The sequence below is a fragment of the Snodgrassella sp. CS2 genome, assembly GCF_050310315.1.
Classification (GTDB): Bacteria; Pseudomonadota; Gammaproteobacteria; order Burkholderiales; family Neisseriaceae; genus Snodgrassella; species Snodgrassella alvi_E.
Window position 1 is genome coordinate 607,505 of the sequence record NZ_JBNPBA010000001.1, and the last position, 14,853, is coordinate 622,357.

Sequence of the window (14,853 nt, forward strand, 5' to 3'; positions counted from 1 at the left end):
TATCTCTGCGCGCTAAAAACCAGCATTATAGACCGTTGTTAATATCTGTGACGCGTCTGTTTTGCGTTTTTGCAGCGGATAGCCATAAAAATGATTTTTGGCGTACTGAGATGTTTTTTATGTGTGCTAAGTAAGTATGTACTGATAGCTATGTATCCGAACTCTTCATTCACAACATGAAATTATTAATAGTGAGCTGCATATCTGCTAACGGAATGCTATCAGCTCAGGAAGCGCTGATGATGTAACGTTGCAGTATATTTTTCAGATTATTTTTTTGCCATTTGGCGGCTAATATAAAGTTTGGAATTTTAAAAGTGTATTTTTGCTGCTCATAAATAAACGTTAATTCACCTCTGAAAAAGCCTGTTTTGTAGCTTAGATTGGTAATTTTGGTCATCGGAATAACGGTTATAGATTCAGATAAATTGGCGTTAGCCGTTAGACCAATGAGAATGATTTTTTCTGCATTAAAATAAATCAGAATATGCCTAATAAATAAAGTTGCCAATCCAGATAGTAAAGCATATTGCCAAGCTTTGGCATTAATCATGCCATAGATGATTGAAGACTGATCTAAAGGTGGTAATTGGTGCTGTATGAAATAAGTCTTAATGTTTTCTAGTTTTAAACCGTTTCCCATGATGTTTCCTTATTAAATTGATATTCTTTTGTAATATTATATTCCTATATGCTTTTTATTTAAACTAAAGAGGATGAATGTTGTGCTTTTATTTTTTGGCAGCAGTGGATATTTTTTAGCCTAAACAATCATGTCTGCCATCAACTTATTGGAACTGATTAATCTAGCTATGCTTGCATTGCTATAGTCTAAGAAGATGTTAGCAGGAAAATAAATTTCTGAAATAGCGCATTGGAAAGTCTGATTAGAAATATCCACACGATAGAAATAGCTAATCTGATTGTCTTTATTTTTTAAAAATAGGTTTATCAAAAGCTGTCATGGCGGGGATAAATACACATTATTCCTGTAAATATTGGGATGTTACTGCACATAAACTGTGGATAACTAATTTAGGCAGTTGTTATAATGAAATTTTATTTCGCTGCTTAAAATTTAAGCAACTCCCTGCCATGTGTTTTGATTCCTGCTTGTTTGGCTCTCAATCTGTCAAGGATGATTGCTCTGCAGTAATGAAAAACACTATTTAGCAGATGTATTCTGGCCTATAGTTCTCAACAGGTTGGTATATGAGGTGGATGAATCTGGCTAATCAACAAGCTTTCCACATATAAAAACTGCCTTGCGATGCAAGGCAGTTTGAATGGTAACAACTGAATTTAGTGTTCTTCAGGTTTGGTTTCCTGTGGTGCTTTTTCCAGCAGCGCTTTGATGGACAAACGCACACGGCCGCGATCGTCGATTTCTAAAGCTTTTACTTTTACTTGCTGACCAATTTGTAGGTAGTCACTAACATTTTTTACACGCTCGTGGGAAATCTGGCTGATGTGCACCAGACCATCTTTGCCTGGCATAACAGATACAATAGCACCCACATTGTTATCCAAAATCTTGATTACTGTGCCATCGTACACTTTGCCCACTTCCACTTCAGCCGTAATTTCTTCAATACGACGTTTAGCGGCTTCACCAGCTTCACTGGTAGTAGCTGCAATGGTAATGGTGCCATCTTCAGCAATATTGATTTCGGTACCGGTTTCGGCAGTGAGGGTACGGATGGTTTCGCCGCCTTTACCAATTACATCGCGGATTTTGTCTTGATGGATTTTCATGGTAAATAATCGCGGTGCATGGGCAGATAATTCCTGCGGCCCTTCTACGGCTTCCTGCATCTGGGTCAGAATTTTCAGACGTGCCTCTTTTGCCTGTGCCAGTGCAATCTGCATAATTTCTTTGGTAATACCTTGGATCTTGATATCCATTTGCAAAGCAGTAACGCCGCTGGTGGTACCGGCTACTTTGAAATCCATATCGCCGAGGTGGTCTTCGTCGCCAAGAATGTCGGTCAGAACGGCAAATTTGTTACCATCCAGTATTAAACCCATAGCGATACCAGCTACATGGCTTTTCAGTGGAACACCGGCATTGAGCAAGCTCAGGCAACCAGCGCAAACGCTGGCCATGGAAGATGAACCGTTGGATTCGGTAATTTCAGATACCACGCGCATGGTGTAGCTGAAGTCTTCCACATCTGGCAGCACAGCCAGTAAGGCACGTTTAGCCAGACGGCCATGACCGATTTCACGGCGTTTTGGTGCACCCATGCGCCCCACTTCACCGGTAGAGTATGGCGGGAAGTTGTAATGCAACATGAAGCGGTCGGTATATTCGCCACTCAGTGCATCAATAATCTGTTCGTCACGCTGTGTACCCAGAGTGGCTGTAGCCAAAGATTGGGTTTCGCCGCGGGTGAATAAAGCTGAACCGTGGGTACGGGGTAAAACACCGGTCTGAATATTAATCGGGCGCACGGTACGGGTATCACGGCCGTCAATACGCGGCTGGCCTTCAAGAATCTGTCCACGTACAACTTCTTTTTCTAAATCTTTGAAAATTCCCCGAATCTGATTGGCTAGCAGTGTATCGGTTTCTTCGGTAATCAATGCGCCCTCTACTGCGGCCCAAGCTTCGTCGAGCTTGGCAGTGCGTGCCTGCTTCTGTTTGATTTTAAAAGCAGCATCAATGGTAGCTCCGGCAAGTTCGCGTACACGAGCAATCAGTGTATCGTCGGTGGCCGGTGGCTGCCAGTCCCATATTTCTGGATTAACTTCATCGGCAAATTCGTTAATGGCACGGATAGCCGCCTGCATTTGGTCGTGACCGTAAACTACGGCACCAAGCATGGTTTCTTCAGACAGTACATCGGCTTCAGATTCCACCATTAATACGGCTTTTTCGGTACCCGCCACGACTAGATCTAGCTGAGATTGTGCCAACTGTGCTTTAGTAGGATTGAGTACGTATTCTCCATTTACGTAACCAACGCGGGCTGCACCAATCGGGCCTGCAAATGGTACGCCAGTCAGCAGTAGAGCTGCGGATGCACCTAACATGGCTGGTATATCAGAGTCGATTTCAGGGTCAATGGATACCACCATAGCCACAATCTGAATATCGTTGAAAAAACCTTCAGGAAATAATGGACGTATTGGACGATCTATCAGGCGGCTGGTAAGAATTTCTTTTTCGCTTTGTTTGCCTTCCCGTTTAAAAAAGCCGCCAGGAATTTTACCGGCTGCATAAGTGCGCTCGAGATAATCTACGGTGAGCGGAAAAAAATCTTGTCCGGGTTTAACTTCTTTTGCTGCAGTAACGGCTACCAGTACTACGGTATCACCCATAGAAATTTTGACCGCACCTGCTGCTTGACGGGCAATTTCACCAGTTTCAAGAGTAACGGTCTGATTTCCATACTGAAAGGTTTTTATGTGTTTATTGAACATGCTGAACTTTCTGTTTCAGTTTCTGCAAAAGTCGCACCTGCTAAAAAACCTAACAATGTATACGCTTTGTACATACACATGGGTAGGGTTTCTGGCCGGGCGAGGTTTGCAAATGATGGTTGATTGGGATTAATGGGGTTGTGGTAACCCTCAATACGCTTTGTATTATGGGTAAATTCTAACATATATTTTTTAGCTTATCTCTAACCTGATGTCTACTAGTTAGTAGAACCGGTTTTTGCAGGTATTTTTGGTCTTTTTTGGCGGAAAAGAGCGGATATTTATGCTGATCGTACTTTTTACCAATTTGTGCGCATATTAATTGGATTGGGTTATATGTTAGAATTAATGTGATTGATGTTAATTTTATTGGTTCAACCGGATTGGCTGTACCTGTTTTAATGGGGAATGATAATTATGTCCGAACTTTTGTATAAAAAACCAACTGACAGTGATGTATTGCTTTCGGTGGTCATGCATCCGGAAGATACCAATGCTAATAATACGATTTTCGGCGGCCGTATTCTGGCGCTGATGGATCAGGCGGCCTATGCCTGTGCCTGTAAGCATGCGCGCTGCGTAACAGTAACGGCAGCGATTAATACAGTCAATTTTCGTACGCCTATTTATGTGGGAGATCTGGTATCCATTAAGGCCCGGGTAAATTATGTGGGAAAATCATCGATGATGATTGGTATCCGTGTGGAAGCGGAAAATCTGATTAACGGAGATATTCGCCACAGTAATTCTAGTTATTTCACTATGGTGGCGATTGATTCTGCTACCGGTAAGCCGCAAACTGTACCCGGGCTGATTTTGGAAACACCAAATGAGGTACGCCGTTTTGTGCGTTCGTATACGCGTAAAATAGAACAGCAGGAAAGTTTGAAAGAGTTTCAGGCCAAAGCTTTTCATTTAAGTAAAGACCATCTGGACTGGTGCCAAACTCAGAATGCGCGTTTAAATCCTGATTTATATAATGAAATAGGCTGATTTTTACTGGCCTGTGCTTTTTCGTTTCAGCCAAGGGTAAGCACAGGCCTTGTCTGTTTCAACGATAAGACAGGATGTGCCGTATATATAGTTTTCTGCCTACTGCCTGCATTGATGGCAAAATAAATATAGGGTGGACTTTGGTTGGGGATAATTTTTTACAAGTTACTATAGAATTAAAAAAAGCCGTCTTGTAATCAAGACGGCTTTTTTAGCAATATATCATGCTTATTTACGCAGACCCAGACGGCCAATCAGCTCGCGGTAGGTATCCGGTTTGGTACGACGGATATACGCCAGCAGACGACGACGGGAACTTACCATTTTCAATAGACCACGACGGCTGTGATGATCTTTAGGATTAGCTTTGAAGTGGCCGGTAAGGTCGTTAATACGGAAGGTCAGCAATGCGATTTGTACTTCAGAAGAACCAGTATCGCCTTCGGTACGCTGATAATCTTTTACGATTTGTGCTTTTTGTTCAACAGATAACATGTAATTCACTCTATTAAAAAAGCCTTTCGGCAGACAAGTTGGCCAAGCTAACAATGATGTCTGACAACGGCCAACTCCAACTAGGTATTTAGCTCTCTACATTGGTGCTCATCAGACGCAGTACTTTGAGACGGCTGCTGGCAGCCTGATACTGAACCAACCCGATGAAGCGGCCACTGGCGGCATAAATACGCAAGGGGCACATTGTGCCATAATTTTGTCCGGAATGCACGGCTATCCCGTGCTGCAATTGCAAAATTTCTTTATCGCTAAGTGTGGCTGCCGGTAAATGTTGTACCAGCACATCGCTGGGAAGCAGCCAATTATCACGTGCTGATTCATCCAGACTGCTGATAACGGCAAGGGTATGGGTCTGGTCGATACTAAACCCAGCGGTAGCGGTACGACGTAGTGCTGTCAGATGAGCCACTGTCCCCATATGCTGAGCTATATCTTCAGCTAGAGTGCGGATGTAGGTACCTTTGCTGCAGCGCACGTTGATAATCAGTGTAGGATAGGCAAATTCTACAATATCAATCTGATAAATGGTTACCTGCCTGCTTTTGCGTTCGATGGTAATGCCGGCGCGTGCATATTCATACAATGGTTTGCCCTGATGTTTGATGGCCGAATACATGGGTGGTGTCTGGGTTATTTCACCACTGAAAGCAGCGATGGCAGACTGCACCTGTGCCAGTGTGATGTGGGTATCGGCTGTAGCCACAACTTCGCCTTCTGCATCGCCGGTACTGGTGGCGACGCCAAGTTGTAATGTTGCTGTATAAGCTTTGTCTGCATCAAGCAGATACTGGGCAAATTTAGTGGCTTCTCCAAAACACACCGGCAGTAGACCGGTGGCCAGCGGGTCGAGTACACCAGTGTGTCCTGCTTTGACGGCACCATATAAAAAGCGCGCCCGCTGTAAAGCGCTGTTGCTGCTCATGCCTCTGTCTTTGTCCAGCAGCAGTACACCACTGAGAGCACGTTTGCGTCCGCTGATATGTGTATTCATGATGATTCGGGGGGAATTTGGTTTACTTTGTTCAGGCGCGTGCATCATAACACGGTTTCTGCGGCTGTCTGGTATGTGTATCTATTGCCAACAGGGATAAGTAGCGCTTACGCTTGAAAGGGCTAAGTTTGCAAATTGATGTGTTGTCTTAATTCGTGGTTTGTTGCTGTTAGGCTGGTTTTAAGATGTTCTGGCTGATGCTGAAGCAGGATAAGAATTAGTATTAATCAATTATTTAAAATCTGCTATGAATTCTTAAACATATATTGTATCTGGCATTAATTTATTCTTACGCAAAGGCTTTGTTTAGAGTTACAATTATTTAAGTTTTACTGCTGGTATTGCAAGGGAGCATCTGTCAGAATCTCTGCCAGAGAATTTATACGTTAGTCCTGATTCAGGCGGCAATTAGTCGGTGTGACGGGGGAAATTCACTCTGTTAATTAATTTGATTGTCATTTTCATTCAGGATGATGCTGACGCTGGTATTGATTCTATTTGGTGATTGATTTTTTAGGTTCTACCGGTCTAACTTCTGACAACAGAAACTAACAGGCCAAACACTTCTTCTTTACTGAATGAAAAGGGTTCATTATGAAAGCAGCCGTAGTAACAAAAGACAAAAAAGTGGCCATTCAGGACAAAGCTGTCCGTCCGCTGAAAGCCAATGAAGCATTGCTGAAAATGGAATGTTGCGGGGTTTGTCACACTGATTTGCATGTAAAAAATGCAGATTTTGGTGATGTGACTGGTGTAACGCTGGGACATGAAGGCATTGGTGTGGTTACTGCTGTCGGTGAAGATGTCACTTCGCTGAAAGTAGGCGATCGTGCCAGTGTGGCCTGGTTTTTTGAGGGCTGTGGGCATTGCGAATACTGCAATAGTGGCCGTGAAACATTCTGTCGTGAAGTTAAAAACGCCGGCTATACTGTAGACGGTGGTATGGCGGAAGAATGTATCGTGGTAGCAGACTATGCGGTGAAGGTACCGGATGGTCTGAGTTCTGAAGCAGCCAGCAGTATTACCTGTGCCGGTGTGACCACTTACAAGGCTATTAAAGTATCTCATATTCAACCTGGCCAGTGGATTGCGATTTATGGTTTAGGCGGTCTGGGCAATCTGGCTTTGCAATATGCTAAGAATGTATTTAATGCCAAAGTGATTGCTATTGATGTGAATGAAAAACAACTTGAATTGGCTCGCGAGATGGGTGCGGATATGACCCTGAATCCGGCTAAGGAAAAAGTTGAAGATATCATTCAGGAAAAAGTAGGCGGTGCATATGCTGCGGTGGTGACTGCTGTGGCTAAATCTGCGTTTAATTCAGCCGTTGCTGCTGTACGCGCTGGCGGACGCATTGTGGCAGTAGCTCTGCCTGTAGACACCATGGATTTGAATATTCCGCGTCTTGTTCTTGATGGTATTGAGGTAGTAGGCTCACTGGTGGGTACTCGTGAAGACTTGCGTGAAGCATTCCAGTTTGGTGCTGAAGGCAAAGTAGTACCAAAAGTAACCATGCGTCCGCTGGAAGACATCAATGATATTTTCGATGAAATGGCCGCAGGTAAGTTTACTGGCCGAATGGTGATTGATTTTAAAAATGCCTGATTGAGGCAAAGTTATAAAAAAGCCATAGTTTGACTATGGCTTTTTTTGTTGTCGAATGAGCAAAATTAACAGGCTTCGCCAACTTGTACGCCGTTTAGGATATCTTGCGCGGAAGCGAGACTAGCAACCAGTTGTTGTGCTGCCTGAAATTCCGGTGCCTGCATGATGGCTTTGTAATCCGCCACATTCCCTTTACCGGCAATCATTTGCCAGCGTTGTGCCAGCCGGCTATTTTCTGGCCACTGAAAATCGTTTAACAAAGTATCTACCCAATCTGGTTTGTTGCAGACCAGTGCGATATCACAGCCGGCAGTAAAAGCATGAGCTGCACGCTGGCGAATATCTCCTGCAATGCTGGCACCCTCCATGGTTAAATCATCTGAAAAAATCACACCATCAAAGTGCATTTTGTCTCTTAGCACACCTTGCAACCAAAGTGTGGAAAAACCAGCCGGTTCGGTAGGGTCAACTTTAGGATAAACCACGTGTGCAGGCATCAGTGCCGGCATGCCATGATGAATCAAATCGTTAAACGGCTGAATATCATCAGCCCATAATTCATCCCAATTACGGTTGTCCTGAGGAAGAGTCAAATGACTATCTCCACTGGCGGCACCGTGTCCGGGAAAATGTTTGCCGCAAGTAGCCATGCCGCCACGGGCCAGGCCACGCTGTAAAGCAAGTGCCAGAAAACTGACAACAGCTGGTTGCTGATGAAAGCTGCGGTTACCAATCACTGCACATTCGCCCCAGTCTAGATCCAATACCGGTGTAAATGATAAATCGATACCACAAGCGCGTAATTCTGTGGCCAGTACCCAGCCTACTGTTTCAGCCATTTTATCAGCCATGGCCGCGCCATGCTGTTCCCAGCACTGCCCCAGTGTCCGCATCGCCGGCAAACGAGTAAATTCCGGAATAAAACGCTGTACCCTCCCCCCTTCGTGGTCAACTGCAACGATGAGCTCGGGTGTGCGTAGGGCTTTAATTTCGGCCACAAGTGCAGTGAGCTGTGCACGAGACTGATAATTACGCCGGAATAGAATCACGCCACCAATGGCGGGATGGCTTAAACGTCTGCGTTCTACTTCGCTCAGATGAAAAGCTTCCACATCGGCCATAATCGGGCCGCGTACTGTTACCGGAGTTTGTGCTGACAACATAGAATGATTCCAGAACCTTTAATAATTGAATTAGTAGCTGTGACAAAATTTAAAATGATGGGACAACATGATGAATCCGGTCTGAACACAAAAGTCAGTCGATAGATTAATTTACGCCTGTATACACATTGAATTGACAAGACGGTTTACCCCGCCAAATATTTTTAGTGTACTTTTAGGGCAGTATCAAAGCGATATACAAAGTATTATTGGCTCGCCGGATGAGTAAAGGGACACTTTTTCCGCTTTCCTGTACTGCCTGCTCGAAATCCTTCTCATTGTGTACCAATTTTGAACCAACAGCGACAATGACATCCCCGCGACGTAAATCAACCTGTGCAGCTAATTTGCTAACATCTTCAATCACCAGCCCTTTACTGCTTGCACGCAGCTCCAGACCAAGGTGTTGTTCTAAAAAATTATCACCGTCAGTAGGCATAATGTCGCTGGCTGCACTAGATGGAACACTGGTGGCTGGTGACATATTATCCAGTGTTACCTTAATATCCTGTTTTCGGCCTTTACGCCATATCCCGAGAATAATTTGTTTCCCAGGCGGCAGCAGTCCGACTCTGACCGGTAAATCACTGGAGGTTTCTAGTTCTTCTCCATTAACACTTTCAACAATGTCACCGGGTTGCAGACCTGATCTGGCTGCTGGTCCGCCGGCTACTACCTGTGTAATCAGCGCGCCATTAGCCTTGTTGAGCCCAAAAGATTTGGCCAGATTGTAGTTCACTTCCTGAATAACCACACCCAGACGTCCGCGCTGTACTTTACCGGTGGTTTTTAGCTGTTCAGCCACATTCATGGCTACATCTATCGGAATGGCAAAAGAGATGCCCATAAAGCCGCCACTACGACTGTATATCTGGGAATTGATGCCAACTACCTGACCTTTTAGGTTAAATAGGGGACCACCTGAATTGCCCGGATTAATGGCTACATCTGTTTGAATAAATGGGGTGTAGTTCTCTTCTGGCAGGCTACGCCCTTTGGCAGAAACGATACCGGCAGTTACACTGTTGTCAAAACCGAATGGTGCACCAATAGCCGCTACCCACTCTCCAACTTTCAATTCTTTCGGATTGCCAGGCTGCACAACTGGCAAATTATCCGCATTGATTTTCAATAAAGCCACGTCAGACTGAGGATCTGCACCAATCAATTTTGCCTGAAATTCCCGTTTATCGTTTAGCAAAACTTTAATGTTGTTCATGCCATTGACAACATGTGTATTGGTGAGAATATAGCCATCCTTACTAATGAAAAAACCTGAGCCGAAATTGTATTCATCATCATTTGTCTGTGGCGTCTGAGGCACATTAGGTAACAGATGTTTGAAATATTCGTAAAACGGGTCATTATCGGGCAGCGTATCGGAGCTGCTTTCAATGTCGCCGTCAAGGCTGCGGTTATCTCGGGTGGCCTGTATGTTTACCACGGCGGGACCCTGCTGGTCTACCAGCCGAGTAAAATCAGGCAACAGCATGGCTACCTGATTGCTGTTACCATCAGTGCCGGCAGGTATTTCTTTTACAAAACCCTGATTGGCTGTTTTGCCAAACCAGTGCTCCAGCCGGTCACACCCAGCTGCCGCCAACAACGCTGACAAAATTGCCGTCAACATATATTTGCGATTTATCCGCATCAACTTCCCTATCTTGTTTGTTTTCTTACACAAGCGGTGATCAATAATATTGTAACGAAAAGAGGCGTAAAGTTACTTAATCAGACAGTTAAAGTTGCCTTCGCCGGATATTCGCATAAATCATTTATCAAACAGCGTTCGCAGTCAGGTTTACGTGCTTTACATATGTAACGTCCATGTAAAATAAGCCAGTGGTGGGCATTCAAACGATACTGTTTCGGCACCACTTTCATTAATTTATCTTCTACTTCGCGTACGGTTTTGCCTGGAGCCAAACCGGTCCGGTTACACACACGGAAAATATGCGTGTCCACAGCAATGGTAGGCTGGCCAAATGCGGTATTCAGCACCACATTGGCTGTTTTACGACCTACACCAGGTAAAGCTTCTAGCTGTTCTCGTGTCTGCGGTACTTCGCCGTCATATTGCTCAACCAGAATTGTGCAGGTTTCCATCACATGTTTGGCTTTGGTTTTATATAAGCCTATGGTGCGAATACAGTCCATTAGTTTACTTTGCCCCAACGCCAGCATGCTCTGTGCTGTGGGTGCCAGCTTAAAAAGCTGCACGGTACATTTGTTAACGGATACATCGGTGGCCTGTGCCGACAGCATGACAGCAATTAATAATTCAAACGGGGTATGATATTGCAGCTCAGTGGTCGGATGCGGACAGGCGGCCTGCAAACGACTAAATATTTCATCGCGTTTATGTGCATTCATGAGGTTGTTCTATTAGCGGTTTTCTGTTGCTGGCGAAACTGCCAAGGAGCAATAGCACGTGCATTGTGCCACAGACCAAGCCGTTTTTGGCGTGCCTGAAGCTGGGCTTGCTGATAGCGGCTAAAACTCAGCCGATCCTGCTGTTTTTTTGCAATAGAATCGTAATGCCATGCATAGCCTTGCTGTACCATCCATAAATTTATGTCTTCATTGCTCAGCATTATCTGCCCTACTTCGCGCTGATATTGGTCGATAGCCACAACATTCACTGCGACTGATTTACCTTCAATTCGCGTTTTTAATGCATCTCTACTGGCAATGCCATAGGCCTGTTTGATTTCAGGCGCATCAATACTGGCCAGTCGAATTTTGTGCATATAGCCATTATTATCTTTAACATGAATGGTGTCCCCATCATGTACGCTGTCAACCTGTCCTGTGTAACGTCCTTTGCTCGCCGGTGCATACTTTCTGCCTTTGGCAACGTGCGGCCTACCATTGAAAATATCTTGTACGGAACGCAGAATACTATCTGCTTTCTGTATCTGGTTTTGCAATGGCGCAATTATACTGTCTGGCAACCAAACTTTAGCCAGCGTCAGTACCATCGCCAGCCAGATTAAAATTTTACGCCATTTGCTTACTGCTTTTTGTCTGTTCTGCATTTACCTCTAAAATTACCCCTCAAAAAACCCTACTGTAAGTATCTCAGACTGACAGACATAAAAATCGCCATTAAAACAATGGCAGCCAGCTGCTGGTATTGATAATAGCTGGCTGCACAAAAACAAGTGCAAATATGTTTGTTCACCTCTGCCGCAGCTGATTCAGACTTTGGCTGTTAACACCTGAACGCCACTCTGGCAACCCAGCAGCAGCAAATCAGCAGGATGGTGGGTAAACAAACCGTTTTCAACCACACCAGGTATGCCGTTAATAGCATCTTCCAGTTTTATTGGTTCACTGATATTCAAATTGGCAACGTCAAGAATTTGGTTGCCGTTATCAGTTGTAAAGCCTAGACGTAATTCCGGTTCACCGCCGAATTTCAGTAGCCGACGCGCCACCAGTGAACGGGCATTTGGCATCACTTCCACTGGTACAGGCACATGGCCAAGGCGACTAGTATATTTACTTTCGTCGGCAATACAAATAAATTTTTCTGCTGCACTGGCGACAATCTTCTCATTCAACAAAGCACCACCGCCACCTTTAATCATTTGTAATAAATGATTGATTTCATCGGCTCCATCGATGTATAACGGCAGGCCGTTCACTTCATTCAATGTGACTTCAGGAATACCAAAGCTCTTCAGAGCCGCACTAGTCTGGGCAGATGTGGACACCGCACCTTTGATTCTTTTTCTGCTTTGCGCCAATGCCTCAATAAAAAAACGTACAGTTGATCCGGTACCGATGCCCAGATACTCGTTTTCCTGCACATATTCAACCGCTTTTTCTGCGGCCTGACGCTTGAGTTCATCTTGTGCTGCCATACTACTGCTCCTTGTTTATCCTAAATAGATGACAAATTAGTTTGTCTGTATCAAAAAATTATAGCTCAAGCCTGCATTAGATTAAACCGCTGTAAGCAGAACAACTGCCTGCGCCTCAATTGCTTCTTGCCGCCCTAAATAACCAAGTTTTTCATTGGTTTTGCCTTTAATATTAACGGAATCAACCGGCAAATTCAGTGCAGCGGCTATATTTTGCCGCATTTGGTCAATGTAAGGGCGCAGTTTAGGCTGCTGGGCAATCACAGTACTGTCTACATTGACTACTTTCCAGCCTGCCGCCTGCACTTGTGCATAAGCCCCGCGTAACAACTCGCGGCTGTCTGCATCTTTATTCACAGCAGCAGTATCTGGATAAAGTTTGCCAATATCACCCAACGCAGCAGCACCTAACAAAGCATCGGTAATCGCATGCAGCAGGACATCGGCATCTGAATGTCCAAGCAATCCTTTATCAAAAGGGATGCAAACTCCGCCTAATATCAGCGGCCGGCCGGCTACCAACTGATGCACGTCATAGCCCTGCCCGATTCTGATAGATTTCATTCAATGTTATCCCGCTGTAAGAAATAAGTAGCCAGTAAAGCATCTTGTGCACTGGTTAATTTTAGGTTCCGGATATCTCCTGCCACCAGCAGCGGTGCAAGCCCCATGGCCTCTACAGCGGAAGATTCATCAGTTATTACGTCTAAATCTGCCTGATCCAGTGCTGCAGCCAGCATACCTGCACGAAACATCTGCGGCGTCTGAGCCTGCCATAAACCTGCTCTGTTGACCGTCCTGCTGACCTGCTGTGCCGGGTCTGCCTGCTTCAATGTATCAGCCACCGGCAATGCTAATAATCCGCCCACCGGATGATGCTGTACTGCCTTTATTAGGCGTTCAACTGATTCTGTACTAACACAACAGCGGGCGGCATCATGTACCAGCAGCCAGTCTGTATCCAGAACGGCATAGTGCTGCTGGGCCAGTCTGATGCCATTGCGCACTGTTTGCGCTCGCGTGTCTCCACCACAACGCAGAATAGCGATATTGGGAGGTAAAGCAGCCGATGGATATATGGTATCGATGTACTCATCTTGTGACGACACGACAATGAACACTAAATCAATTGCTGGTATTCCGGCTAATCGTGTGACAGTATGTTCGAGCACCGTTCGCCCTACTAAACGGACATACTGTTTTGGGCACTCTGCACCAAAGCGTGCGCCGACACCTGCAGCCGGAATCAGCGCAATACGCCGGCTCATGCAGATTTATCCTCTTGTTGCTGCTGCCACTGCCGCCACGCACATGGTGCACCGACAATTTTATCCAGCGTTTGTAAATATGCTTCGTGTTCCGCCATATCTTCTGCATTGGGTTTGACGACAGGAAGAGCTGTATGTTGTATCTGATATTGGCCACCACCCGCAATACTGGTATCGGTGTTACCTGCCATCAGCTCATCCACCAAGCTAAACTGGCTGCGGGTCATGGCCAAATAAACTTCACCAAGCAGCTCGCAGTCTATCAGCGCACCGTGCAGTACGCGCTTGCTGCGATCCACTTCCAGACGGGTACACAGAGCATCGAGTGAATTTTTCTGTCCTGGGTATCTTTCGCGCGCCATTTGCAGAGTATCGGTGATTTTCTCAGTAATGGTTCTGGTAGCGGGCATATTAAGTTTTTTAAATTCCATATCCAGAAAGCTTTCGTCAAAGCCCGCATTATGGATAATGAGTTCTGCTCCGCTGATATAATCAGCTATTTGCTGGGCAACTTCGGCAAAGACTGGAGCTTTCATCTCATGCAGTTTTTCCAATGTGATGCCATGAACTGCCACTGCTTCTTCGGGTATATCACGCTCAGGATTAATATAAAGATGCAGATTATTGCCGGTAAGCCGCCGGTCTATCATTTCTACTCCGGCAAATTCAATCAATCTATCGCCATTACTGGCAGACAGGCCGGTAGTTTCAGTATCGAGAATAATTTGACGCATGCTAATGCTTTAAGCGGCAGAATACCGCAGATTTAAAATAACAATAATACTAAAAAATCCCATTACACGCACAATGCAATTGGCAACCAAGGTATGTTTTCTATTGAGTACAGCGATTGATTTTAATTTCTGAGCGATTCCTAGACAGAAAGGTCTCTAACCTGTTGCCAAGACCTTAAAATCAGATTTCAACCAGCTTTTTGCCCTTTTAGACAATAGACCACAAAGAAATGACTATTTTTATTTTAAATAAAAACAAATATTTAATAAAATATACTAATTATT

At 44.8% G+C, this 14,853-nt stretch carries 14 protein-coding genes; 2 read left to right on the forward strand and 12 right to left on the reverse strand.

Annotated features, from left to right (window positions below):
* Positions 1 to 226: 226 nt before the first annotated feature.
* Entirely contained in the window at positions 227 to 553 is a 327-nt protein-coding gene (locus ACQP6D_RS02840) for a hypothetical protein (RefSeq protein WP_427857375.1), read from the reverse strand.
* A 749-nt stretch (positions 554 to 1,302) separates the two neighbouring features.
* Positions 1,303 to 3,426 (reverse strand): polyribonucleotide nucleotidyltransferase, encoded by a 2,124-nt coding sequence (gene pnp / locus ACQP6D_RS02845; protein ID WP_427857376.1) that lies wholly within the window; start codon positions 3,424 to 3,426, stop codon positions 1,303 to 1,305.
* A 417-nt stretch (positions 3,427 to 3,843) separates the two neighbouring features.
* Between pnp and ACQP6D_RS02850 the strand changes: the two genes are divergently transcribed.
* Positions 3,844 to 4,419: an acyl-CoA thioesterase gene (locus ACQP6D_RS02850; protein WP_180295869.1), complete on the forward strand. Its 576-nt coding sequence runs from the start codon at positions 3,844 to 3,846 to the stop codon at positions 4,417 to 4,419.
* Between the two features lie 228 nt (positions 4,420 to 4,647).
* On the opposite strand, the gene rpsO is transcribed toward ACQP6D_RS02850, so the two are convergent.
* Entirely contained in the window at positions 4,648 to 4,914 is a 267-nt protein-coding gene (rpsO, locus tag ACQP6D_RS02855) for a 30S ribosomal protein S15 (protein WP_100139845.1), read from the reverse strand.
* 88 nt (positions 4,915 to 5,002) lie between these two features.
* Positions 5,003 to 5,926, reverse strand: coding sequence for a tRNA pseudouridine(55) synthase TruB (truB, locus tag ACQP6D_RS02860; protein WP_427857470.1), 924 nt, complete (start codon positions 5,924 to 5,926; stop codon positions 5,003 to 5,005).
* 594 nt (positions 5,927 to 6,520) lie between these two features.
* Here truB and adhP point away from each other — a divergent pair.
* Positions 6,521 to 7,534, forward strand: a complete 1,014-nt coding sequence (gene adhP / locus ACQP6D_RS02865; RefSeq protein ID WP_100139844.1) for an alcohol dehydrogenase AdhP — start codon at positions 6,521 to 6,523, stop codon at positions 7,532 to 7,534.
* 65 nt (positions 7,535 to 7,599) lie between these two features.
* On the opposite strand, the gene nagZ is transcribed toward adhP, so the two are convergent.
* The 8 genes from nagZ to dnaQ all read right to left on the reverse strand — a co-directional run bounded on the left by nagZ (position 7,600) and on the right by dnaQ (position 14,568).
* On the reverse strand, positions 7,600 to 8,697 hold the full coding sequence (gene nagZ, locus ACQP6D_RS02870) for a beta-N-acetylhexosaminidase (RefSeq protein WP_427857377.1): 1,098 nt from the start codon (positions 8,695 to 8,697) through the stop codon (positions 7,600 to 7,602).
* 175 nt (positions 8,698 to 8,872) lie between these two features.
* A complete protein-coding gene (locus ACQP6D_RS02875) occupies positions 8,873 to 10,348 on the reverse strand; it encodes a DegQ family serine endoprotease (protein WP_427857378.1) in 1,476 nt (491 codons plus the stop codon).
* A gap of 80 nt (positions 10,349 to 10,428) precedes the next feature.
* A complete protein-coding gene (nth, locus tag ACQP6D_RS02880; RefSeq protein ID WP_427857379.1) occupies positions 10,429 to 11,070 on the reverse strand; it encodes an endonuclease III in 642 nt (213 codons plus the stop codon).
* Positions 11,067 to 11,735, reverse strand: coding sequence for a thermonuclease family protein (locus ACQP6D_RS02885; RefSeq protein WP_427857380.1), 669 nt, complete (start codon positions 11,733 to 11,735; stop codon positions 11,067 to 11,069). The genes nth and ACQP6D_RS02885 overlap by 4 nt, the downstream gene beginning before the upstream one ends.
* Positions 11,736 to 11,897: 162 nt before the next feature.
* Complete coding sequence (rpiA, locus tag ACQP6D_RS02890; protein ID WP_100139840.1) at positions 11,898 to 12,566, reverse strand: ribose-5-phosphate isomerase RpiA; 669 nt, start codon at positions 12,564 to 12,566, stop codon at positions 11,898 to 11,900.
* 81 nt (positions 12,567 to 12,647) lie between these two features.
* The gene (gene ispF, locus ACQP6D_RS02895) at positions 12,648 to 13,130 is read right to left on the reverse strand and encodes a 2-C-methyl-D-erythritol 2,4-cyclodiphosphate synthase (protein WP_427857382.1); all 483 of its coding nucleotides are present in this window, start codon (positions 13,128 to 13,130) and stop codon (positions 12,648 to 12,650) included.
* Positions 13,127 to 13,834, reverse strand: coding sequence for a 2-C-methyl-D-erythritol 4-phosphate cytidylyltransferase (ispD, locus tag ACQP6D_RS02900; RefSeq protein ID WP_427857383.1), 708 nt, complete (start codon positions 13,832 to 13,834; stop codon positions 13,127 to 13,129). The genes ispF and ispD overlap by 4 nt, the downstream gene beginning before the upstream one ends.
* The gene (gene dnaQ / locus ACQP6D_RS02905) at positions 13,831 to 14,568 is read right to left on the reverse strand and encodes a DNA polymerase III subunit epsilon (RefSeq protein ID WP_267391217.1); all 738 of its coding nucleotides are present in this window, start codon (positions 14,566 to 14,568) and stop codon (positions 13,831 to 13,833) included. Before dnaQ ends, ispD begins: the two co-directional genes overlap by 4 nt.
* Between the last annotated feature and the right edge of the window lie 285 nt (positions 14,569 to 14,853).